The organism is Agrococcus lahaulensis DSM 17612, assembly GCF_000425105.1.
In the GTDB taxonomy this organism is placed as follows: domain Bacteria; phylum Actinomycetota; class Actinomycetes; order Actinomycetales; family Microbacteriaceae; genus Agrococcus; species Agrococcus lahaulensis.
The window spans coordinates 449,220-471,203 of the sequence record NZ_AULD01000005.1 but is presented as its reverse complement, the minus strand read 5'-3'; the positions used below and the strand labels follow the sequence as shown (position 1 = coordinate 471,203).

General features: G+C 74.2%; 21 protein-coding genes. 12 read left to right on the top strand and 9 right to left on the bottom strand.

Annotated features, from left to right (window positions below; all coding sequences use genetic code 11):
- Nucleotides 1-129: 129 nt before the first annotated feature.
- Complete coding sequence (locus H508_RS0102805) at nt 130-1,509, bottom strand: glucose-6-phosphate dehydrogenase (protein ID WP_026372943.1); 1,380 nt, start codon at nt 1,507-1,509, stop codon at nt 130-132.
- A gap of 75 nt (nt 1,510-1,584) precedes the next feature.
- On the opposite strand from H508_RS0102805, the gene H508_RS0102800 reads away from it, so the two are divergent.
- Entirely contained in the window at nt 1,585-2,061 is a 477-nt protein-coding gene (locus H508_RS0102800; RefSeq protein WP_026372942.1) for a hypothetical protein, read from the top strand.
- A gap of 18 nt (nt 2,062-2,079) precedes the next feature.
- Here H508_RS0102800 and H508_RS0102795 read toward each other — a convergent pair whose 3' ends face one another.
- Nucleotides 2,080-2,334, bottom strand: a complete 255-nt coding sequence (locus tag H508_RS0102795; protein WP_021010640.1) for a hypothetical protein — start codon at nt 2,332-2,334, stop codon at nt 2,080-2,082.
- Between the two features lie 263 nt (nt 2,335-2,597).
- Here H508_RS0102795 and H508_RS0102790 point away from each other — a divergent pair, with 263 nt between their 5' ends.
- The 3 genes from H508_RS0102790 to H508_RS0102780 are packed head-to-tail and all read left to right on the top strand — an operon-like array spanning nt 2,598 to nt 4,768.
- Nucleotides 2,598-3,170, top strand: a complete 573-nt coding sequence (locus H508_RS0102790) for an HhH-GPD-type base excision DNA repair protein (RefSeq protein ID WP_026372940.1) — start codon at nt 2,598-2,600, stop codon at nt 3,168-3,170.
- A gap of 25 nt (nt 3,171-3,195) precedes the next feature.
- The gene (locus H508_RS0102785; protein WP_026372939.1) at nt 3,196-4,125 is read left to right on the top strand and encodes a hypothetical protein; all 930 of its coding nucleotides are present in this window, start codon (nt 3,196-3,198) and stop codon (nt 4,123-4,125) included.
- 55 nt (nt 4,126-4,180) lie between these two features.
- Nucleotides 4,181-4,768, top strand: coding sequence for a GNAT family N-acetyltransferase (locus H508_RS0102780; protein WP_026372938.1), 588 nt, complete (start codon nt 4,181-4,183; stop codon nt 4,766-4,768).
- 13 nt (nt 4,769-4,781) lie between these two features.
- Here H508_RS0102780 and H508_RS0102775 read toward each other — a convergent pair whose 3' ends face one another.
- From H508_RS0102775 to H508_RS14160, 3 genes are read right to left on the bottom strand one after another with little or no spacing between them, the layout of a single operon-like run.
- Entirely contained in the window at nt 4,782-5,783 is a 1,002-nt protein-coding gene (locus H508_RS0102775; protein WP_026372937.1) for a pirin family protein, read from the bottom strand.
- A 23-nt stretch (nt 5,784-5,806) separates the two neighbouring features.
- The gene (locus tag H508_RS0102770; protein WP_035253699.1) at nt 5,807-6,034 is read right to left on the bottom strand and encodes a hypothetical protein; all 228 of its coding nucleotides are present in this window, start codon (nt 6,032-6,034) and stop codon (nt 5,807-5,809) included.
- On the bottom strand, nt 6,034-7,380 hold the full coding sequence (locus H508_RS14160; protein ID WP_084154976.1) for an inorganic phosphate transporter: 1,347 nt from the start codon (nt 7,378-7,380) through the stop codon (nt 6,034-6,036). Before H508_RS14160 ends, H508_RS0102770 begins: the two co-directional genes overlap by 1 nt.
- Before the next feature lie 125 nt (nt 7,381-7,505).
- Between H508_RS14160 and H508_RS0102760 the strand changes: the two genes are divergently transcribed.
- From H508_RS0102760 to H508_RS14155, 3 genes are read left to right on the top strand one after another with little or no spacing between them, the layout of a single operon-like run.
- Nucleotides 7,506-8,207: a GOLPH3/VPS74 family protein gene (locus H508_RS0102760; RefSeq protein WP_026372935.1), complete on the top strand. Its 702-nt coding sequence runs from the start codon at nt 7,506-7,508 to the stop codon at nt 8,205-8,207.
- Between the two features lie 50 nt (nt 8,208-8,257).
- Nucleotides 8,258-8,929: a GOLPH3/VPS74 family protein gene (locus H508_RS0102755; RefSeq protein WP_026372934.1), complete on the top strand. Its 672-nt coding sequence runs from the start codon at nt 8,258-8,260 to the stop codon at nt 8,927-8,929.
- Nucleotides 8,926-9,657 carry a hypothetical protein gene (locus H508_RS14155; protein WP_051222573.1) on the top strand — a complete coding sequence of 244 codons (732 nt, stop codon included), beginning with the start codon at nt 8,926-8,928 and terminating at the stop codon, nt 9,655-9,657. The genes H508_RS0102755 and H508_RS14155 overlap by 4 nt, the downstream gene beginning before the upstream one ends.
- 10 nt (nt 9,658-9,667) lie before the next feature.
- Here H508_RS14155 and H508_RS14150 read toward each other — a convergent pair whose 3' ends face one another.
- Nucleotides 9,668-10,675: a LacI family DNA-binding transcriptional regulator gene (locus H508_RS14150; RefSeq protein ID WP_035253698.1), complete on the bottom strand. Its 1,008-nt coding sequence runs from the start codon at nt 10,673-10,675 to the stop codon at nt 9,668-9,670.
- Between the two features lie 257 nt (nt 10,676-10,932).
- Here H508_RS14150 and H508_RS0102740 point away from each other — a divergent pair, with 257 nt between their 5' ends.
- From H508_RS0102740 to H508_RS14145, 3 genes are all read left to right on the top strand, one after another.
- Nucleotides 10,933-12,294, top strand: coding sequence for an ABC transporter substrate-binding protein (locus tag H508_RS0102740; RefSeq protein ID WP_035253690.1), 1,362 nt, complete (start codon nt 10,933-10,935; stop codon nt 12,292-12,294).
- 731 nt (nt 12,295-13,025) lie between these two features.
- Complete coding sequence (locus H508_RS17635; protein ID WP_245569451.1) at nt 13,026-13,919, top strand: carbohydrate ABC transporter permease; 894 nt, start codon at nt 13,026-13,028, stop codon at nt 13,917-13,919.
- Nucleotides 13,916-14,890, top strand: coding sequence for a carbohydrate ABC transporter permease (locus H508_RS14145; protein ID WP_021010649.1), 975 nt, complete (start codon nt 13,916-13,918; stop codon nt 14,888-14,890). Before H508_RS17635 ends, H508_RS14145 begins: the two co-directional genes overlap by 4 nt.
- Before the next feature lie 138 nt (nt 14,891-15,028).
- Here H508_RS14145 and H508_RS14140 read toward each other — a convergent pair whose 3' ends face one another.
- From H508_RS14140 to H508_RS14135, 3 genes are all read right to left on the bottom strand, one after another.
- Nucleotides 15,029-17,053, bottom strand: coding sequence for a glycogen debranching N-terminal domain-containing protein (locus H508_RS14140; RefSeq protein WP_051222571.1), 2,025 nt, complete (start codon nt 17,051-17,053; stop codon nt 15,029-15,031).
- A gap of 136 nt (nt 17,054-17,189) precedes the next feature.
- Nucleotides 17,190-18,617, bottom strand: coding sequence for an MFS transporter (locus tag H508_RS0102720; RefSeq protein WP_245569428.1), 1,428 nt, complete (start codon nt 18,615-18,617; stop codon nt 17,190-17,192).
- Nucleotides 18,614-19,987, bottom strand: coding sequence for a glutamyl-tRNA reductase (locus tag H508_RS14135; RefSeq protein WP_035253681.1), 1,374 nt, complete (start codon nt 19,985-19,987; stop codon nt 18,614-18,616). Before H508_RS14135 ends, H508_RS0102720 begins: the two co-directional genes overlap by 4 nt.
- A 101-nt stretch (nt 19,988-20,088) precedes the next feature.
- Between H508_RS14135 and H508_RS0102710 the strand changes: the two genes are divergently transcribed.
- Together H508_RS0102710 and H508_RS16555 are read left to right on the top strand one after the other, a co-directional pair.
- Nucleotides 20,089-21,321 carry a saccharopine dehydrogenase family protein gene (locus H508_RS0102710; RefSeq protein ID WP_026372930.1) on the top strand — a complete coding sequence of 411 codons (1,233 nt, stop codon included), beginning with the start codon at nt 20,089-20,091 and terminating at the stop codon, nt 21,319-21,321.
- Nucleotides 21,318-21,968, top strand: coding sequence for an alpha/beta hydrolase (locus tag H508_RS16555; RefSeq protein ID WP_026372929.1), 651 nt, complete (start codon nt 21,318-21,320; stop codon nt 21,966-21,968). The genes H508_RS0102710 and H508_RS16555 overlap by 4 nt, the downstream gene beginning before the upstream one ends.
- The last annotated feature ends 16 nt before the right edge of the window (nt 21,969-21,984 follow it).

Below are 21,984 nucleotides of genomic sequence, written 5' to 3'. Positions count from 1 at the left end.
CCCGTCCAGGATATTGGGGCTGCGGTCGACTTCTCCAGCGCGGGCGCGACCGGGGCGGTTCCGCCCACCAGGGGCAGGCACGCCGGCCCCGCTCAGGCGGCACTGCCCCTCTCGAGGGATGCGCGCGATCTAGGAGCCGCTCGACGCCCAGTCGCGTGGACCTCGGGAGCCGGCCTCGTACTCCTCCAGGGGCACCGCATCCGCTCGCCACGCCTCGAGCACCGGCTCGACGATGCGCCAGCACTCCTCGGCGGCGTCGCCCCGCACCGCGAGCCGCGGGTCGGCGTCGAGGATGGCGCCGAGCACCTCGCCGTAGGGCAGGAGCTGACCGCCGCCGAGCTCGCCGCGCAGCACGGTCTGCTCGAGCGTGAAGGGCTCGCCCTTGCCGTTGGTGGTGAGGTGCAGCTCGAAGCCGTCGGGCTTGAAGTCGATGACGAAGCGGTCGGCGGTGTCGTGCCCCTGGAAGCCCTCCGGCACGTGCGCGGGCGGCCGCCAGTGCACGATCGCGCGCTTGCGCACGCCGCCGAGCGACTTCCCCGAGCGGAGCACGAACGGCACTCCCGCCCACCGGGCGTTGGCGATCTCGACCTCGATCTCGGCGAGCGTCTCGGTGCCGCGCGCCGGGTCGACGCCGGGCTCTGCGGTGTAGTCGGGCACGGGCCGGCCCTCGACGCTCCCGGCCGTGTAGCGGGCCCGGCGCGAGTGGCGGACGGGGTCGACCACGCGCGCGGCGCGCAGCACGGTCGAGATCGCGTCGCGAAGGTCGCGCTCGCCGACGCTCGCGACGGGCTCCATCGCGATGAGCGCCATGATCTGCAGCAGGTGCGACTGGATCATGTCGCGGAGCGCCCCGTTGCGGTCGTAGTAGCCGGCGCGATCCTCGAGCGTGACGGTCTCGTCGTAGAGCACCTCGACCCGCTCGATGCTGCTGCGATCCCACGAGGCCTGCAGCAGCCGGTTCGTGAAGCGGAGACCGAGGAGGTTGAGCACCGTGTGGAGCCCGAGGAAGTGGTCGATGCGGAAGACCTGCTGCTCGGGCACGACGCGGGTGACGAGCGCGTTGAGCTCGCGCGCGCTGCCGAGGCTGTCGCCGAACGGCTTCTCGATCGCGAGGATCGTGCCGCTCGGCACGCCGACGCGCTCGAGCGTCTCGCACACGAGCCGCGTCACGTGCGGGGGGAGCGCGAAGTAGATGACGAGCCGCTCGCACTCGAGCGACGCGATGAGGGCTCGGAGCGCATCGCCGTCGGTCGCGTCGGCGGCGACGTAGCGGGTGTGCTCGAGCACCGCTGCGGCCGCCGCGGGGCTCACCTCGGCGGCGTCGAGCGCCGTCTGCACGCGGCCGCGCCAGTCCGCCGCGTCGAGCTCGCGCACGTCGGCGCCCACGACGCGCAGCCGCCGCTCGGGTTCCGCGCGCAGCAGCGTCGAGACGCCCGGCAGCAGCAGCCGCGCGGTGAGGTCGCCGGAGGCGCCGAGGATGAGCAGGGTCGTGGTCGGCTGCGGGGCCATGCCCTGATCCTGGCACCCGCGCGCGAGCGGCGGCTGGACGGCGGCGGCTGGACAGGCGCGGCGTACCGTAGAGGCATGCTCGCCCGCGCCGCCCGATTCGTGCTCCCCGCCGTCTGGCTCGGCCTCATCGTCGGCATCTCCCTCATCGAGGCGCCGCTCAAGTTCCAGGCGCCAGGCATCACCGTGCCGCTCGGCCTCGGCATCGGCCGGCTCGTCTTCGCGGCGATGAACGTCGCGGAGGCGGTGCTCGCGGCGCTGCTCGTGATCGCGTCCTTCGCGTCCCGCGCGCCGCGGGCCGAGCGCATCCTCTCGCTCGTCCTCACCGCCGTGCTCGCGGTGAAGGCGCTCGTCATCCGGCCGATGATGCACGCGACGACCGACGCGGTGATCGCGGGCGAGAGCGAGGGCGGCTCGGGCCTGCACTACCTCTACATCGCCGCCGACGGGCTGCTCATCGTCGGCCTCGTCGCGCTGCTGTGGCTCGCCGCGCGGAGCCTGCTCGGCCGCGCGGCCGAGGCCGGCGCGGACGCCCGGCGCTCGCGCGTCGGCTGACCGTCGCGCGCGGCGGCATCACCAGATGACGCCACCGCCGATCGAGATGCCGCCGTAGGTCAGCAGCACGAACACGATCGCCACGACCGCCGGCGCGATGCCGCGGCCGCCCGCGTGCCGCGACTTGAACAAGCCGATGACCGCGAGGATCGCCGCGATCGCGGCGAGGCCGCCGCCGAGGATGAGGCCGACGAACAGGGGGATGGGCATGAGGACGAGCCCGAGGAGGCCGATCCAGAAGGCCCACCAGGACCACGGGTTGCTGCGCTTCATGCGCTCATCCTCCCAGCCGGGCATGCGAGCGGACTGAGCCGGAGGCCGCAAGCAGCAGGGCAACCTGAAGATGCGATCAAGGAATGGAAACACCGTTGCAAAACGGCGTCGTGGGGGCTTTGCTGTCCTCAGGCGCACGATCGGCTCCCCGAGCAGGGCGAGCGCCGGCGATCACCGCGTCCCCGCCTGTCGTGACCAGGCGGGGGCGCGGCTCGTCGTTGCGGGACGAGCATCGCACGCCGGGGCCGTGCCAGGCTGGAGCCATGACTCGCGACCTCCACATCACGGGCGACGAGGCCGCCGACCGCCTCCTCTCCGACGACGACTTCGCGCTGCTCGTCGGCATGCTGCTCGACCAGCAGGTGCCGATGGAGACGGCGTTCGCGGGGCCGGCGAAGCTGCGCGATCGGCTCGGATCGCTCGACGCGGCGGCCATCGCGCGCATGGATCCCGACGCGTTCCAGGCGGCGTTCGCCGAGAAGCCCGCGGTGCACCGGTTCCCGGGCTCGATGGCGAAGCGCGTGCAGCAGCTCGCCGCCGTCGTCGCCGACGAGTGGGGCGGCGACGCCGGTGCGATCTGGCGGCAGGGCGAGCCCGACGGGCCCGAGGTGCTGCGGCGGCTGCAGGCGCTCCCGGGCTTCGGCGACCAGAAGGCGCGCATCTTCCTCGCGCTGCTCGGCAAGCGGGCCGGCTTCGACGGCGCGGGGTGGGTGGATGCGTCGGCTCCCTACGGCGAGGAGGGCGCGAAGCGCTCGGTCGCCGACATCGTCGACGCGGCGTCCCTCGCCGAGGTGCGGGCGACGAAGCAGGAGGCGAAGCGCGCCGCGAAGGGTTGACGCGGTCTGGGGCCAGCGTGAGCGCATGAGCGCAGTCGCCAATGCCCTGGCCGCCGTCACGCCGCGGCCGACGCCGCGCGAGCCCGCAGCCTTCGCTGCGCTGCAGGGCGAGCGGGCGCGGAGCGCGCACGGCTGGCTCGCGGGCGGGGTCATCGGCGCGCACTTCGCCGCGATGGCCGCTGGGGCAGCGCTCGCGGCCGTCGGGAGCGCGAGGCCGTGGGAGTGGTCGGCGGTCGCCGCCGCGTCGCTCGCGCTCGCCGCGCCGCTCGGCATGCTCGGCGTCGGCGGCGGGCAGCTCGCGCTCCTCGCGCGGGCCGAGCCGAGACGGTGGGCGGCTGCCGCGGTGCCCGCGACGCTCGTCGTGCTCGGGCTGCTCGCCGCACCCCTCGCGCCCTTCCTCGCGATCGTGGGCGCGCCGCTCCACCTGGTGCTGCCGCTCGTGGTCGTGGGCCACGGCATCGGGCTGCTGCTGCTCGACCCGAGCATGCGCGCCGGCGCCCCGCGGCCGGTGCGCGGCGTCGCGCTCGGGCTCGTCGCAGCGATCGCCGTGCTCGCGCTCGGGGTGCTCGACGCGCTCGTGCTGCTGCCGCTGACCCTCGCGCCCGGCGTGCCGCTCGACGAGCTGTGGTCGGGCATGGCGGCGGTCGGGGAAGCGGGCGGATGGGTCGTGCCGGTGCTGTGGGCCGGGGCGTGGGCGGTCGCCATCCTGGTCCTCGCGCTCGGACTGCTGCGCGCCCGGCGCGGCGGTCGGGGCTCGCTCGGGCTGCTGCTCGGCGCGGCGGCGCTCGCGGTCGGCGGGCTGCCGGTCGCCGAGTTCTCGATCGGGATGGGCGTCGCCGACACGTTCGCCACCGGCGGCGGCATGTCGGCCGCCTACCCGGCGATCGCGCTGCTCGCGACCGCGCTCGTCGCCGCGGCGATCGCGCTCCTCATCGGCGCCCGCCGCTCCGGCTGACGCTCGCGGCGAGTCGGGCCTTGTCGATGCCGACGCGCGGGTCTACCGTCGCCCCATGCCGCAGGTCGACATCCGCCCCGCGACGCCCGATCGCTTCGACGACGCCCAGCGGGCGCTCGGCGGCGGAGGCGACGGGCGATCGTGCCAGTGCCAGTGGTGGACGATCACGAACGCCGAATTCCAGCGCTCGGCGGTGGAGGAGCGCCGAGAGCTGCTCCGCGCCGAGATGGAGGGGGAGCTCCCGCCGGCGCTCATCGTCTACGTCGACGGCGAGGCGGCCGGCTGGGTGCGCGTCGGCCCTCACACCAGGCAGATCCGGTTGAGCCGGACGAAGCAGCTCGTCTCCGCCACCGAGGAGCCGTGGGACGACGAGTCGGTGTGGGCGGTGTCGTGCTTCGTCGTGCGCAGCGAGCACCGCGGCAGCGGACTCACCGATCGCCTGCTCCGGGCAGCCATCGACTTCGCCGCCTCGCACGGCGCTCGAGTGCTCGAGGGCTACCCGGTCGATCCGGCCGAGGGGAGGAGGAAGGCGTCGAACGAGCTCTACCGCGGCGTCGTCTCGACATTCGCCAAGGCCCGTTTCCGAGAGGTGGCGAGGCCCACGCCCGACCGCGCGGTCTTCGCGCTCGACCTCAGCGCCTGACGCCCGACCCGGTTCAGGTCCGCCGCTTCGCGCGCCCGCGCGGCAGCAGCTCGACCGACGGCAGCCGCGGGCTCGGCAGGGGCGCCGATGCATCGTCGACGACCGAGCCGAAGCGCGGGCGCGCGTCCGTGCCCGACTCGCGCTCGCGCATCCACTGCTCCCGCGCCGCCGCGACCTCGTCGTGGTCGGTGCCGATGAAGTTCCAGAACATCACGACCTCCTCCTCGAACGGCTCCCCGCCGAGCAGGATCGCGATCGCGTCGCGCTCGGCCGAGACCACGAGCGCCTCGCGCCGCGGCGCCGCGTACGCCATCGCGCCGCGCTGCACCGCCACGTCATCGACGCGCACGCCGTCGGTGAGCGCGAGCACCCCGTGCTCGAACCCCTCGCGCAGCTCGAGCACCGCCTCGGTGCCCGCGAGGAGCCGCAGCTCGGCGCCGAGCAGCGGCGAGTACGCGCCGACGCCGCTCGAGGCGCCCGCGAGCTCGCCGACGAGGACGCTCGCCGTCACGCCGCCGCCGAGCGAGACCGTCGGCACGGCGTCGAGCCCGTCGAACCACGGCTCGCGCCCGCGCTCGTGGCTCGGGAGCACCGTCCACAGCTGCACGCCGTGCAGCACGTCGGTGTCGGCGGTCGAGTACTCGCTGTGCGCGATGCCGCCGCCCGCGGTCATGATGTTGAGCCCGCCCGGTCGCACGGTGTGGGCGAAGCCGGCCGAGTCGCGGTGCTCGATCGCGCCGTCGACGAGCCAGCTCCAGGTCTGCAGGCCCGTGTGCGGATGCGGTGGCACGTCCATGCCCGGACCCCCGCGCATCGACGTGGGCCCGAAGGCGTCGGCGAAGCACCACGCGCCGACGAAGTGCCGGTGCTTGTTGGGCAGCACGCGCAGCACCGGCATCGCGCGCGGTCCGCCGAGCGGCACCTCGCGCGGCAGCAGCAGCTCGAGCCCCGCCGCTCGCGCCTCGTCGACGCACGCCTCCGCGCTCTCGAGCAGCAGGGCCTCGTCGTTGCTCATGCCGCCACGCTACGCGGCGCGCGTCAGATGCCGAAGAGCTGCTTGCCGAAGACGATCACGACGATGCCCGCGAGCGCGAGCAGCACGCACAGGCCGAGGAGCGACCGGCCGAGCAGCGTCGAGCCGGCTCGCTCGCTCTCGAGCGAGCGGATGCCGATCGCGTAGATGAGCGGGATGCCGGCGCCGAGCAGCAGCCCGACGCCGAGCACGGAGGCGATCGCGATCGCGAGCGCGCCGAAGTCGATGCCCATCAGGCCGTCCCCCCGTGGTCGTGCGGTGCTCGCTCGTCGCGCGGCGCCTGCTGCTCGGGGAGCGCCTCCTGCTGGCGCAGTGCCTCCTGCTCGCGCGCCTCCCGCTCCCGCGCCTCGCGCTCGCGCTTGCGCTTCTTCCGCTTGCGCGGCCGCGAGACGGGCGCGACGTGCGAGGCGACCGCGCTCAGCTCGCGGTCGATCTCGCGCTTGCGCTCCTTCTTCGGCTGCTCCCACTCCTCGGTGACGTTGTGCGAGCCGACGTGGCTCAGGCGCGAGCGCAGCCACATCGCGGCGCACGCGGCGATGAGCAGCGCCGTCACGACGATCGAGCCCCACAGGTGGCCGAAGAGCCCCGCGATGACGAAGCACAGCGCACCGATCGCGCCCGACGCCGGGAGCGTGATGAGCCACGCGATGAGCATGCGGCGCGCGACCGACCAGCGCACCTTCGCGTCGGTGCGCGCGAGCCCCGAGCCGATGACCGAGCCCGACGCGACGTGCGTCGTCGAGAGCGGCAGGCCGAGGTGGCTCGAGGTGAGGATGATGGATGCGCTCGAGAAGTCGGCGGACATCCCCTGCCTGGGCGAGATGTCGACGATGCCCTTCCCGAGCGTGCGGATGACGCGCCAGCCGCCCATGTAGGTGCCCGCCGCGATCGCGACGGCGCACACGACGCGCACCCACAGCGGCATGTCGGCGTCCGGGTCGAGCGAGCCGTGCGCGACGAGCGCGAGGAAGATGACGCCCATCGTCTTCTGCGCGTCGTTCGTGCCGTGCGCGAGCGACATGAGCGACGCCGCGCCGATCTGGCCCATGCGGAAGCCGCGCTTCTCGCCGCGCTCGCTCAGATTCGCGGTCACGCGCTGCACGAGCCAAGTGCCGCAGAAGGCGACGAGCCCGGCGATGACGGGCGCGAGCAGCGCGGGGATGAGGATCTTCTGCGCGACGCCGCCCCACAGCACGCCCGTCACGCCGAGCGCCGCGATCGTCGCGCCGATGAGTCCGCCGAAGAGCGCGTGGCTCGACGACGACGGCAGCCCGAAGAGCCACGTCAGCACATTCCAGACGATCGCGCCCGTGAGCCCGCACAGCACGATGAGCATGAGGCTCTCGCCGTCGACGCCCGTGAGGTCGACGATCCCCGAGCCGACGGTCTTCGCCACCTCGATCGAGAGGAAGGCGCCCACGAGGTTGAGCGAGGCGGAGAGCGCGACGGCCGGCTTCGGCTTGAGCGCACCGGTCGCGACCGACGGCGCCATGGCGTTGGCGGTGTCGTGGAAGCCGTTGGTGAAGTCGAACGCGAGGGCGACGATGACGACGATCGCGAGGATCGCGAGTTCCTGCATCGTGCCAGTCTCCACCACAGGCGCCGTGCGCTCCAAGACGAGCGGGCGCGGCGCGCCCGGATCCCCCGCGCGACGACCCTCGGTCGGGGGATGCGTCGGGCTGCGTCGCGACGTAGCGTCGGGGCATGGACATCACCATCCCGGAGGCCGTGCTGCTGCTCGCGCTCGACGACGAGCGCGGCACCTCGCTCATCGACGACTCGGCGCTCGGCGCGGCGCTCGCGGGCGGCGCTCTCGCGCAGCTGCTGCTCGACGGCCGCGTGCGCATCGCGGGCGAGGGGGAGCAAGGCGCGAAGCCCGGCCGGCTCGTCGCCGCGGGCGGCTCGACCGACGAGCGCCTGGAGCTGCTCGTCGCCCGCATCGAGGGCAAGAAGCCCAAGGACGCGCTCTCGACGATCGCGGGCCTCGGCGGCGACAGCGGCAAGCTCAAGCGGCAGCTGCTCGACGACTTCGCCGCGGCCGGCGTCGTCGCTCGCGACGAGGACCGCTTCCTCGGCCTCACGTGGCGCACGCGCTGGGAGCGGGGCGAGCGGCGCGAGCTCGAGGACGCGCTGCAGCAGCGCGCGCGAGCGCTCGTGACAGGCGACGGCCCCGCCGCTCAGGAGGATCTCGAGGTCGAGGCGGCGCTCGCGATCCTGCACGGCGCCGGCGCGCTGCCGCAGGTGTTCCCCGACCTGCCGAAGGACGCGCTCAAGCGCCGCGGCGACGCGCTCGCCGAGGCGTCGTGGGGCAGCCGCGAGGTGCGCGAGGCGATCGCGTCCGTGCAGGCGGCGATGACGGCGGTGCTCATCGCGACCGTCATCGTGCCGTCGTCGAGCAGCAGCTGACGACGCCGGCGACGGGTGCGCACGGCGGGCGGACGGCGTACCGTGGGGCCATGGCGCTGACGATCCCCGAGGCGGTGCTGCTGCTCGCCATCGACGACGACGAGGGCTCGCCCCTCATCGAGGACTCGTCGCTCGGGATCGCGATGGCGGGGGCCGCCCTCGCGCAGCTCGTGGTGGACGGGCGGATGCGCGTGGTCGCGCCCGGCGAGCCGGGAGCCGATCCGGGCGTGCTCGTCGCCGCGAGCGGCACGACGAACCCGCACCTCGAGCCGCTCGTCGATCGGATCGACGGCGCGACGCCGTCGCAGGCGCTCAGCATCGTCGCCGGCTGGGGCGGCCGCAGCGCCCCCACGAGCCGCGTGCGCCGGGAACTGCTCGAGGACTTCGCGGCAGCCGGCGTGCTCGCTCGGGAGGAGGACCGCTTCCTCGGCATCCGCTGGCGGGAGCGCTGGGAGCGCGGCGAGCGCCGCGACGTCGAGGACGCCCTGCAGGCCCGCGCGCTCGAGGTGCTCGACGGCGCCGACGACCCGACGGTCGGCGCGGCGCTCGCGATCCTGCACGGGGCCGAGGCGCTGCCGCCGATCTTCCCCGACGTGCCGCGCGAGCGGCTGCTCGCGCGCGGCGCGGAGCTCGCGGAGCGATCGTGGGCGAGCCGCGAGGTGCACCGCTCGATCGAGGCCGTGCAGGCCGCGATGATGAGCCTGATGCTGTCGTCGACGTGACCGCTCCGATCCCGTCGCCGCCTCGGTCGACCGGCGAGGCCGCCGCGGCGACGGTCGCGGGCGTCGCCGGGCGCGCGCTCGGCGCGGCCTTCGCGACGCTCGCGGCGGTGCGGCGGCCGCACCCCGTGCACCCGCACGGCGTCGTGCTGCACGGCGAGATCCGCCGCACCGGGAGCCCCCTCCGCACGGGCATCGCATGGATCGACGACGCGCACCCGGGGCCGTTGCCCGTGCTCGCTCGCGCCTCCCGCTCGGCGGGAGTGCCGGCGCCGCTGCCCGACGTCATCGGCCTCGCGGTGCGCTTCGACGGGCCGGAGGGGCCCGCGGACCTCGAGCTCGCCTCGACCGGCGCTGGCTGGCCGTGGCGCTTCGTCCTCCGCGCGCACCGCTCGCCGTCGCGCGCCCACCTCCACGCGATCCTGCCGTACCGCTCCCCGAGCGGGCCGGTGCTGCTCGCGGCCCGCACGGTCGCACCCGCGGACCTGCCGCCGTACCCGGAGGAGCTCGCCGAGCGGCTCGCCGCCGAGCCGTGGCGGCTCGAGCTGCTCGTCGCGCGGCCGCGCGGCGCATGGCATCGGTTCGGCGAGCTCGAGCTGCGGCGTCGCCCCGGTCCGCTCGATCCGCTGCTGCGCTTCGACGCCGGCCGCCGGCTGCTGCCCGGAGCGCGCGAGTACGAGTGGGCGCACCGGCTGCGGCAGCCGGCCTACGACCGCGTGCAGGGGGAGTAGCGCCGACGCGTCAGCTCGGCGGGGCGGTCGAGGAGCGCACGATCAGCACCGGCGAGTACGCCGTGTGGCTGCGATCCGGCTCGTCGTCCGGGTCGTCGAGCGCCGCCATGATCCACGCGACGACGTCCTCGCCGTGCTGCGCCGGGTCCTGGCGGATCGTCGTGAGGCCGAACGCCGCGGCGGCCGGCACGTCGTCGACGCCGATGACCGAGAGCTCCTCGGGCACGCGGATGCCGAGCTGGTGCGCGGCGAGCAGCGCGGCCATCGCGACCTCGTCGGTGCCGGCGACGATGCCCGTCGGGCGGTCGGCGCGGCCGATGACCTCGCGCACGACGCCGTGCGCGCCCTCGAGCGTCGTCGGCACCGTCAGGGCCGGTCGCATGCGCAGGCCGTGCCGGGCCGACACGCGCTCGAACGCCCGCTCGCGGCGATCGGACGAGGAGGCCTCGAAGGGCTGCACCTCGGGCTCGGCGGCGATGTGCAGGAGGTCGGTGTGGCCGAGCCGCACGAGGTGCTCGGCGGCCTGCTCGCCCGCCGCGTCGTCGTCGAGCGCGAACGAGCGCGTGTGCCGCGTGGGCTCGCCGACGGTCGCGACCGGGATGCCGAGGTCGGCGAGGCGCGTGAGGTCGCCGCCCACGAGGCTCCACGTGATCGTGACGAGGCCGTCGACCTCCCCACGCGTCATGAATCGCTCGAACTTCTCGTGCCCGCCCCGCCCGAACGCGCCGAGGTCGTAGAGCAGCACGTCGTGGTCGTGCGCGTCGGCGGCGTGCGCGATGCCGTGGAGCACGCTGCCGAAGTACCAGCGGTTGACGGACGGGGTGAGCACGCCGATCGTGCGGGTCATGCCCGTCGCGAGCCGTCGCGCGGCGCCGGACACCCGGAACCCGAGCTCGTCGGCGGTGCGCTGCACCCGCTCGCGAGTGCTCGCCGCGACACCGGATGCGCCCGAGAGCGCGCGGGACGCGGTCGCCTTCGAGACGCCCGCGGCACGGGCGACGTCGTCGAGCCTCGGCACGGCCGCCTCCTCGCGCCCGGGCGGATGACCGCCCTCCCAATCATCGGAACCGGTTCCGACCATAGCCTTGTGGAGGGCTTCCGCCAACGAGCGGCCGTGAGGATCGTTGCCGAATCGAAACATCGTTGCTGAGTGCATCCGGCGGCCGCGTGCGCTACGGTCGCTCGAAGTGGAACCGGTTCCGGTTTCGAGCACGCCGCCGTGCGCGTCGTTTCGCGGCACGTGCTCATCCGCTGAGTTTGAGCGAAGGAGTTCACGTGAAGCACGCACGCAGGATCGCGGTGCCGCTCGGCATCGCGGGCGTCGCGGCACTCGCCCTCACCGGCTGTGTCGGCGACGCAGAGCCCGGCGCGTCGGAGGCGCCCGGCAGCACCGGCGCTGCCGCCGAGGGCTGCGAGGCCTACGCCGACTACGGCACCTTCGACGGCGCCGAGGTCAACGTCTACGGCACGATCCTCGACGAGGAGGCGAACCGCCTCAACGAGTCCTGGGCCGAGTTCGAGGAGTGCACCGGCATCGACGTCGTCTACGAGGGCTCCGCGGAGTTCGAGGCGCAGATCAACGTCCGCGTGCAGGGCGGCAACCCGCCCGACCTCGCAATCTTCCCGCAGCCGGGCCTGCTCGCGTCGATCGCCGGCACCGGCAGCCTCCTGCCGGCGCCCGAGAGCGTCGCCGCGAACGCGGAGGAGTTCTGGACCGAGGACTGGCGCAACTACGGCACGGTCGACGGCACCTTCTACGCGGCACCGCTCATGGCGTCGGTGAAGGGCTACGTCTGGTACCAGCCGGCGCTCTGGGAGGAGAACGGCTGGGAGGTGCCGACGACGCTCGACGAGCTCGACGAGCTCACCGCGACGATCGCCGAGTCGGGCACGACGCCGTGGTGCGTGGGCTTCGGCTCCGGCGAGGCGACGGGCTGGCCCGGCACGGACTGGATCGAGGACTACGTCCTGCGCCTGCACGGCCCGGACGTCTACGACCAGTGGATCGCGCACGAGATCCCGTTCGACGACCCGCAGATCGCTGAGGCGATGGACCGCGTCGGCGACCTGATCAAGAACCCCGAGTACGTCAACGGCGGCATCGGCGACGTGTCGACGATCGCGACGACCGACTTCGGCGAGGCCGGCCTGCCGGTGCTCGACGGCGAGTGCGCGATGCACCACCAGGCCTCGTTCTACGAGGGCTTCTGGAGCGATGACAACTCCGTCACGGTTGCCGAGGACGGCGACGTCTGGGCCTTCGTGCTCCCGGGCACCGAGGCCGACGCGGCCGCGGTCACGGGCGGCGGCGAGTTCGTCGGCGCGTTCAGCGACGACGAGGAGGTCGTGGCGGTGCAGACGTTCCTCTCGAGCGACACGTGGGCCAACAGCCGCGTCTCGCTCGGCGGCGTCATCTCCGCCAACTCGGGCCTCGACCCCGCGAACGCGAGCAGCCCGCTGCTGCAGTCCGCGGTCGAGACGCTGCAGGACCCGGAGACGACGTTCCGGTTCGACGGCTCCGACCTCATGCCGGGCGCAGTCGGCGCCGGCACGTTCTGGAGCGGCCTGGTCGACTGGGTGTCGGGCGCCGACACGGCGACCGTGCTCTCGCAGATCGAGCAGAGCTGGCCGCAGTAGTCGCATGACGCGCGTGCGGGGGTCGCGACGCGGCCCCCGCACCGCATCATCGGCACGTCTCACGAACGGATGGGGTGCGCATGACCTCGATGGATCTCGTCGGCAAGCTGCTGCAGGTGCTCGTGGGCCTGGTGGCCTTCGGCGCCGTGGTGGCGCTGCTCCTCGCCTTCCTCGACCGACCAGAGGACAAGCCGCGTGCGGCGAGCTGGCGCACGGGGCTGCGGCCGCGCATCATCCTGATCGCGGCGTTCGCGCTCATCGCGCTCCTCGCGCGCCTGCTCTACGGCCTGGTCCCGTGGATGACGCAGGCGCTCACGAACGCGGCGATCGCCGTCGGGGTCGCGGGCATCGCGATCGTCGTCCTCCAGTGGCTGCTCGACCGCCTGCTCCAGCCGGCGAGCCCCGCGGTGCGCAGCGCGGTGCTGCGCGGCGTCGGCGCCGCCATCGTCGTCGCGGTCGTGCTCGCCGCCCAGTCGGCCGAGCGCATCCCGGCGCTCGACTGGGTCACGCCCGCCCTCGTGCTCGCCGCCACGATCGTGGGCTGGCCGCTCGTCGGCGCGCTCGTCGCGACCGCGGCCATCGCGTTCCTGCCCGATCGCATCCGCCGCAGCGCCCGGCTCGTCGCGTGGCTGCTCGCCGCGGCGGCGGTCGTGGTCGTCGCACTCGTGCTCGAGGGCGGCCAGGAGCAGCCCGTTGGCGTGTGGCCGTGGGCCGCAGCAGCTGCGCTCAGCATCGTCGGGCTGCTCGGCTACCTCGCCGACAAGGACGACGACTCGAAGCCCATGCTCGTCTTCCTGCTGCCCTCGGCGCTGCTCCTCACGATCGGCCTGGTCTACCCGGCGATCCGCACGACGCTGCTCGCCTTCACCGACAAGACCGGCGCGTTCAACGGGCTCGACAACTTCGTCTGGATGTTCACGCAGCCCGAGGCGCTCGTGACGCTCGCCAACACGGTCGTGTGGGTCATCCTCGTGCCGCTGCTGTCGACGGCCATCGGGCTCGCGTACGCGGTCTTCATCGACAAGAGCCGCGGTGAGCGCGTCTACAAGATGCTCGTCTTCATGCCGATGGCCATCTCGATGGTCGGCGCGAGCATCATCTGGCGCTTCATGTACGCCTACCGCGGCCCCGAGCAGGAGCAGATCGGCCTCGTGAACCAGATCCTCGTCTGGTTCGGCGGGGAGCCGCAGCAGATCCTGCAGAACAGCCCGTGGAACACCCTCGCGCTCATCGTCGTGATGATCTGGATCCAGACGGGCTTCGCGATGGTCGTGCTCTCGGCCGCCATCAAGGGCGTGCCGACCGAGCAGCTCGAGGCCGCCGAGATCGACGGCGCGAACCCGTGGCAGCGGTTCGCGAACGTCACGGTGCCCGGCATCCGCACGTCGCTCGTCGTCGTCGTCACGACGATCTCGATCGCGACGCTCAAGGTGTTCGACATCGTCCGCACCATGACCGCGGGCAACTTCAACACCTCCGTCGTCGCCAACGAGATGTACACGCAGGCGTTCCGCTCGGGCGAGCCGGGCCGAGGCGCGGCGCTCGCGCTCATCCTGTTCATCATGGTGATGCCGATCGTCATCTACAACATCCGCGTCCTGAACCAGCAGAAGGCGATCCGATGAGCTCCGTCGCATTCACCCCCGACCCCGAGGTCACCCCCGACGAGGTCGCGCCGGCGGTGCGGACCCGCGCCGATCGCGTGAAGCGGCGCCTGACGAGCCCGTGGGCGACGATCGCCGCGCTCGTCATCGCGGTCGTCTGGACGATCCCGACGTTCGGCCTACTGCTGTCGTCCTTCCGCCCCGCCGATCAGATCCAGACGACCGGCTGGTGGACGTTCTTCTCCGACCCGCAGCTGACGCTCGCCAACTACAGCGAGGTGCTGTTCTCGTCGTCGGCGTCGTCTCCGCAGCTCGGCGAGTACTTCGTCAACTCGCTCGCGATCGCGATCCCGGGCACGCTCATCCCGCTCGTGCTCGCGTGCCTCGCGGCCTACGCGTTCGCGTGGGTGAAGTTCAAGGGCTCGTCGACGCTGTTCGTGATCGTCTTCGCGCTCCAGATCGTGCCGCTGCAGATGGCGCTCATCCCGCTGCTGCAGCTGTTCGTGACGTTCCTGCAGCCGTTCCAGACGGCGCTGCACGAGGCCGTGCCGTTCATCAGCGAGCGGCAGTACCTGCCGGTGTGGATCGCGCACGCGATCTTCGGCCTGCCGCTCGCGATCTTCCTGCTGCACAACTTCATCTCCGCCATCCCCGCCGACGTCATCGAGGCGGCGCGCGTCGACGGCGCGGGCCACGGGCAGATCTTCTTCCGCATCATCCTGCCGCTCGCGATGCCGGCGATCGCGTCGTTCGCGATCTTCCAGTTCCTCTGGGTCTGGAACGACCTGCTCGTCGCGCTCGTCTTCTCGACCGGTACACCGGATACCGCGCCATTGACGCAACGATTGGCCGAGCTCGCGGGATCGCGAGGGGAGAACTGGGAGCGGCTCACCGCGGGCGCCTTCGTGTCGCTCATCATCCCGCTCATCGTGTTCTTCAGCCTGCAGCGCTACTTCGTGAGAGGCCTGCTGGCGGGCTCCGCGAAGGGTTGAGCGCGCAGGACGGAAGGCGGCACCGCCGCCTTCCGTCCTGCGCGCTCAAGATCGAGTAGTGAATGGGAGCGGCCGCAGCCGCCCCCATTCACGTATCGAGATCTCCACGCTCGGCAGGTGTCGCGCGAGGCCCCGCCCTCAGATCGACGGCGGCCAGCCGCCGTCGATGAGCCGCACGTGCGCGCGACGCGGCGACGCGCCGCCGATGCTGCTGAAGCGAGCCTCACCCGACGTCGCCTCTCTCGGGACGATGGTCAGCGGCTCGACGGCGTGCAGGTGGCGCTCGCGGCGCGGCGCGTGGTCGGGGCGCTGGGCGCCGAGCGCCTGCCAGGCGGGCGCGACCGCCGCGGCGCTCCGGGCGTTGGGCGCGCCCGCGCCCGGGAGCGGCACGGGAACGCTCGCATCGGCGAGGCCGTAGCCCGCGTAGCGCTCGGGCAGCGAGCCGTCGAACGCCTCCGCCGCCCGCTCGAGCTGCCCCGCGAGCCGGCGTGCCACGTCGTCGAGCCCCGCTCGCAGGAGGCCCTCGATCGCGACGGCCGTGTCGTGCGGCCGGATCGCGCCGCCGTTCCACGCGAGCGGCCAGTAGCCGGGGGCGTCGACCGCGATCGAGCGCAGGCCGAACCCGGATGACAGGCGCTCGTCGAGCAGCAGCCCTGCCACCGTGCGCTCCTCGTCGCGCGAGAGCAGCGTCGAGCCGATGAGGTGCGCGAGATCGGCCGAGAGCCAGTCGAGCCGCCCGCCGGTTCCGTCGATCGCCATCGCGGGATGGCGATCGTCGCCGCGAACCACCCAGAACGCGGCACGGAACCGGCGGCGGAGTCTCTCGGCCCACTCGAGCCACGGCGCGCCGTCGTCGCCGAGCGCCTCGAGCAGCGCGGCGCCGCCCACCGCGGCGCGGCACGCGAGGGCCTGGAGCCGGGCGGTCGCGACGGGACCCTCGGCGGGCTCGCCCTCGGCGTCGCGCGGCAGCTCGGGGCCGTCGCCGACCGCGACGTCGCCGCCCGGCAGGGTGAGGAACCCGTCGCCCACCTGCTGCCCCAGCCAGCCGAGCGCGGCGTGCAGCGCGGTGCGCAGCTCGCGCACCGCCTCGAGCGGCAGGCCCGCGCGCCAGGCGTCGTGGAGCAGCACGATCCACAGCGGCGTCGCGTCGATCGAGTCGGTGAAGGTCGGGGGCAGCTCGGCGCCGGCGCGGACGCCCGCGGGACGGTGCGGCGAGAGCTCGTGCATCATGCGTCCCGGCTGCTCGCCCGTGCGGCCGTCGTGCTGCACGCCCTGACGCGCAGCGAGCGTGCGGAGCGTGGCCTCCGCGAGCGACGTGCCGAGCGGCAGCAGCAGTCGCGCCGCGCTCAGCGCGTCGCGCGCCACCATCATCAGCCGCCACGGCGCACCGGCGGCGAGCACGGGGCCGCTGCCGACGTCGAGCAGGAGATCCTCGAGATCGGCGACCGCCCGCTCGCCCCAGCGATCGAGCGCCGGGCGGCCGGTCGGCTCGAGGCCGCGGCTCGGCGCGTCGACGATCGCGCCCTCGACCGCGAGGGACGCGTCGTCGAGCAGCAGCTCGACCGAGAGCCCGCACCAGTCATTGGGCTGCACGATCGCGCGGTGGCTCACGACGACGCGGCCGTCGACGAGCTCGACGGCACCGCCGCGGCTGCGCACGCGGAGGGTGCGGATGCCGTCGGTCGCGACCGCATCGGCGCCCTCGATCGCGAGGTGCACGGGCACGGGGTCGCCGCGGCCGTCGCGCACGCGCTCGATGGGGCAGAAGGCGATGTCGACCGCGAGCTCGATGCGCACGTCGATCGGCAGCTCGCGGCCGTTCACGACCGTCGCCCGCTCGAGCACCGCGCCCGGGGTGACCTCCCGCATCCGCTCGACCGCGATGCGCGCGTCGCCCGGCTCCGAGTCGAGCGCTCGGGCGATGCCGCGGATGAGCGCCCAGTCGCCCGCGCTCGACGTGGCGAGGTGCTCGACCGGCGCGCCGTCGACGCGCAGCTCGACCCGGCGCGCGAAGCGCCAGTCGCCGTGGAAGAGGCCGTGGATGGGGTGGTCGTCCATGGTGCCGTCGCGGTGCGACCAGGCCTGGGTCGGCGCCGAGACCGACGCGAGCTGGTCGTGGAGCAGGGGCGGCGGCTCGACCTGCTGAGCCTGCTCGTGACGCATGGGACCCCGACCTCGTGAATGCCCTTCGCCGTCACGGTAACGCTGTCTGCAACGGTCGGCGCGCAAGGCCGCCTGAGGCTTCGCGCATCCCAACCTCAGCGTCCGGGTGTCGTTCCGAGTCGCGCGGCGCCGAGCCCTACGGCGTCGGGGTGCGCGCGTCGTAGGCGAGGAACGAGCGCTGCGCGCGCGTCACGACCGCGATGAGCACGACGATGAGGAGGCCGCCGAACAGCGGCGGCGCCCACAGCGCGACGAGGCTCGCGACGGCGCCGGCGTAGAGGTCGCCGAGGCGCGGCCCGCCCGCGACGACGACCTGGAAGAGGCCCTGCGTGCGGCCGCGCATGTCGTCGGGCGTCGCCGTGAGCATCATCGTCGAGCGGAAGATCGCGCTGATCTCGTCGCTCGCGCCCATGCCGGCCATCCCGATCGCGGCGACGATGAGCGCGGGCCACGACACCCGCGTCCAGTCGGGGCCGACCTCGCCGCCCAGGCCGAGCGTCATCGCGAGGATGACGGCGCCGACGAGCCCGACGAAGCATCCGTAGACCGTGATCGCGCGGGCGATCGCGATGCCGTGCCGGTGCACGTGCGCGACCGGGCCGGAGAAGAGGCTCGCGAGCAGCGTGCCGATCGCGGCGGCCGCCGTGAGCACGCCGACCGTGACCGGGCCGCCGCCGATCGCGAGGGCGCCGACCGCCGGCAGGAGCGCGAAGGGGCGACCGAACGTCATCGCGATGATGTCGACGAGGAACGACATGCGGATGTTGGGTGCGTGCTCGAGGAATCGCCAGCCCTCGCGCAGCGACTCGAGGCCCGGCTTCGACACCGCGCCGAGCGGAGGCAGCTTCGGCAGCCCGATGATGCCGAGGAAGCCGGCGGTGAAGAGCACCGCGTCGATCGCGAAGGTGATCGGCAGCCCGACGGTCGCGACGAGCACGCCGGCCGCGGCCGGCCCGACCGTGAGCATCGTGCCGAACGAGATGCCGTTGAGCGCCGCCGCGCGCGAGATGAGGTGCGCGGGCAGGATGCGCGGGGTCACGGCAGAGCGGGTCGCGCCCGAGATCGTGGCGGCGACCGTGTTGATGGTCGTGAGCACGTAGAAGGGCCACACGTGGGCGCGCTCGCCCGCCGCGACGAGCGACGCGTCCCACGCCGAGAGCGCGACGAGGCCCAGCACGGCCGCCCAGCCGGTGAGGCTCGACGCGATGAGCAGCGTGCGGCGGTCGAAGGCGTCGGCGAGCATGCCGCCCCAGAGGCCCGCGACGATCATCGGCACGAGCGCGATGCCGCCGACGAGCGCGACCATCATGGTGCTGCCGGTCATGTCGAAGATCTGCAGGCCGACCGCGACGATCGTCATCTGCGCGCCGATGCCGCTGATCGCGGTGCCGATCCACAGCCGCGCGAAGGCGCGGCTCGCCTTCAGGGGCGCGAGGTCGACGAGGCGGCGACGCCGCTCGGGAGCCTCGCCCGCGGTGTCGCGCGGATCGGTCTCGACGCCCGCGGGCGGCAGGATGCCGTGGGAGCCCGTCGTCGGCTCGTCGCCCGACTCAAGGCGGGTCACGCGGCGGAGTCGTCGCCGAGCAGCGCGTCGATCGCCGAGAGGAGGTCGTCGTGGCGGCCCTCGGCCGCGAGCCGGCGGGCGCGCACGGTCGGCTTGTGCAGCACGACGCCCGCGAAGTGGCGCAGCGCCTGCTCGGCGAGCTTGCGCTCGGCCTCGGTGCCGCGCTTGCCGATGCGCGCGAGCTCCGCCTCGAGCGCATCCTCGACGTGCTCGCGCAGCGTCGCGATCGCCGAGCCCACCTGGTGCTCGGCGGTGCCGCGCTCGAAGCGGCGCGCGGCCTTGCGCACGAGGTCGCGCGCGTCCTCGGTCGCGGTGAGGTGCTCGAGCGGCGCGTGGATGCGGATCGTCTCGAGGTCGAGCACCTCGACGCCCGGCACGGTCGCGACGTCGGGGTCGACGTTGCGCGGCATGCCCATGTCGACCACGAGCTGCGCGGCGCGGCCGTGCTCGACGGGGCACTCGTGCGAGCTCGAGTGACCGGTCGAGTGCACCGGGCAGGAGGCGGCCGAGTCGTGACCGATCGGGCACACGGATGCGTCGTGCGCGTGCTCGGCGGCGCCCGGGAAGGCGTGGGTCGCGGCGAGCCGCTCGCGGCCCGCGCGCAGCAGGGCCGCGTCGACGACGTGCTGGTCGGAGCTCGTGCAGGTCACGATGACGTCGGCGCTCGCGGCGGCGAGCGCCGCGTCGCGCGGGTCGACGTAGCCGATCGCGTGGCTGCGCGCGAAGCCCTCCCCGCGGTTCGAGGGGCTCCACACCTCGATGTGCTTCGCGCTGCGGCGGCGCAGCTCGGCGAGCGAGACGCCGGCGAAGCGACCGGTGCCGACGAGCAGCACGCGCGCGCCGGCGAGGTCGACCCGAGCGCTCGCGAGGTCGAGCGCGAGGCGCACGATCGAGCGACCCGCCTCGCCGATGCCGGTGCGGTTCTTGATGCTGCGCTGCGTCTCGGAGGCACGCTGGAAGAGGCGCTCGAGGTGCGGAGAGGTCGTGCCCGCCTCCTGCGCCGAGGCGAGCGCGCGCCGCACCTGACCGGCGATCTCGCCCTCGCCGATGACGACCGACTCGAGGCCAGCGGCGACCGAGAAGAGGTGCTCGGCGGCGCGGGTGTCGACGAGCGGCTCGAGGGTCTCGGGCTGGTGGAAGCCGAGCGCGTCGGCGGCGGCACCCTGCGCGATGCCGGCCGCCTCCTCGTGCTCGTCGGCGTCGACGTCGAGGTAGACCTCGAAGCGGTTGCACGTCGAGATGACGACGGCGCCCTCGACCGCGGGGTGGGCGGCGAAGGAGCTGGGGAGGGCGGAGGCGTCGGCGGACGACAGCGCCTCGAGGGCGTTGAAGTCGGCGTTCTTGTGACTCGCCGTCAGGCAGATGAGCACCAGAGCATCCTACCGCGCCCGTGTACCCCGCTCCGAGCCCTCGCCGTCCGCCGTCAGCGATCGCACAGCGCACGGGGAGGCGGCGAGGTCACGCTGTCGGCATGCGCGAGCTCGACCTCATCCTCTACGGCGCGACCGGCTTCGTCGGCCGGCTCGTCGCCGAGCACCTCGCGGCGGCGGCACCTGCCGACCTGCGCGTCGGTCTCTCGGGCCGCTCGATCGAGCGGCTCGAGCGCGTGCGGGCGGGCCTCGGCCCCGCGGCCTCGGAGTGGCTGCTCGCCCTCGCCGACAGCGGCGACCCCGCGAGCCTGCGCTCGCTCGCGGAGCGCTCGCGCGTCGTCGTGAGCACCGTCGGGCCGTACCTCCGGCACGGACTGCCGCTCGCGGAGGCGTGCGCCGACGCCGGCACCGACTACCTCGACCTCACCGGGGAGGTGCTGTTCGTGCGCGAGCTCGTCGAGCGCTGCCACGAGCGGGCGGAGGCGAGCGGCGCGCGGCTCGTCGTCTCCTGCGGCTTCGACTCGGTGCCATCCGACCTCTCGGTGCACGTGCTCGCGGCGCTCGCGGACGAGCGGGGCGCGGGCGGCCTCACCGACACGACGCTGCGCGTGCGCGAGCTCGCGGGCGGCATCAGCGGCGGCACGATCGACTCGCTCCGCGCGCAGCTCGAGCGCGCGCAGGGCGACCCGCGGCTGCGCGAGATCCTCGCCGACCCGGGCGCGCTCACGGGCGGCGTGCCGGTGCGCGAGGCGGCGGATGCGTCCCGCCACTTCCGCGACGCCGAGACGGGGGAGTGGGCGGCGCCGTTCGTGATGGCCTCCTATAACACGCGCCTCGTGCTGCGCTCGCACGCGCTGCGGGGCCACGGCTGCGGGGACCGCTTCCGCTACCGCGAGATCGTGCCGACCGGCCGCGGCGTCGGCGGCAGGCTGCGCGCCGCGGGGCTCGCGGCCGGCGTCGCGGCGCTCGCGGCCGCGATGGCGACGCCGGGGCTCCGCCGCCTCGTCGACGCCGCGCTGCCCGCGCCCGGCGAGGGCCCGTCGGAGGAGGTGCGGGAGCGCGGGTACTTCCGGATGGTGACCTCGACCCGCACCGAGCGCGGCGACCGCCTGGAGGCGACCTTCGCCGCGCAGGGCGACCCCGGCTATGCCGCGACGTCGGTCATGCTCGGCGAGGCGGCGCTCGCGCTCGCGGTCGACGGCGAGCGCTGCAGCCCGCGGGGCGGCGTGCTCACGCCCGCGACCGCGCTCGGCCACGTGCTCGTCGAGCGCCTCCGCGCGCAGGGCTTCGAGATCGAGGCCGCCCCGGTGCGCGAGCCGACGGGAGCCGCGTGAGCGTCGCCGACGGCTCCCGCGCGATCGCCATCGACGCGGATGCGGCGGTGTGGCGTGCGGGCACGCGCGGCGACGCCCGGCCCGTCGTCGTCCTGCTGCACGGCCGCGGCGGCGACGAGCGGGACTGGACTGCCCACTTCGCGCGAGTCCCGGATGCTGTAGGCGCGGTCTCGCTGCGCGGCCCGCTGCCGCGGGGCGAGCGCTGGCAGTGGGTGGGCGAGCCCGAGGAGGCGACCGGCTCGCCGTCGGCGGTCGCGGCCGGGATCCTCGCGTGGCTCGACGACGAGCTGCCGGGGCGCCGCATCGCGCTCGTCGGCTGGTCGCAGGGCGCGATGATGGCGCTGCACGTCGCGCGGCAGGAGCCGGCGCGCGTGGCGGCGGTCGCGATGGTCGCGGGCTTCGTGCTCGGCGACGGCGCACCCCCGAGCGCCTCGCTCGCAGCGCTGCCGGTCTGGTTCGGCATCGGCGACGCGGACGACGTCATCCCCGCGGGGTCGGTCGCGGCCGCCATCGACTGGCTGCGGGCGCACGCGGTGCTGCAGGAGCGCACCTACTCGGGCGTCGGGCACGAGCTCCCGTCCGACATGGCGAGCGATGCGCTCGCGTTCGCCGCGCGCCACCTCGGCGCAGGCTCCGGCACCGGCTGAGCCGCACGGCACCGAC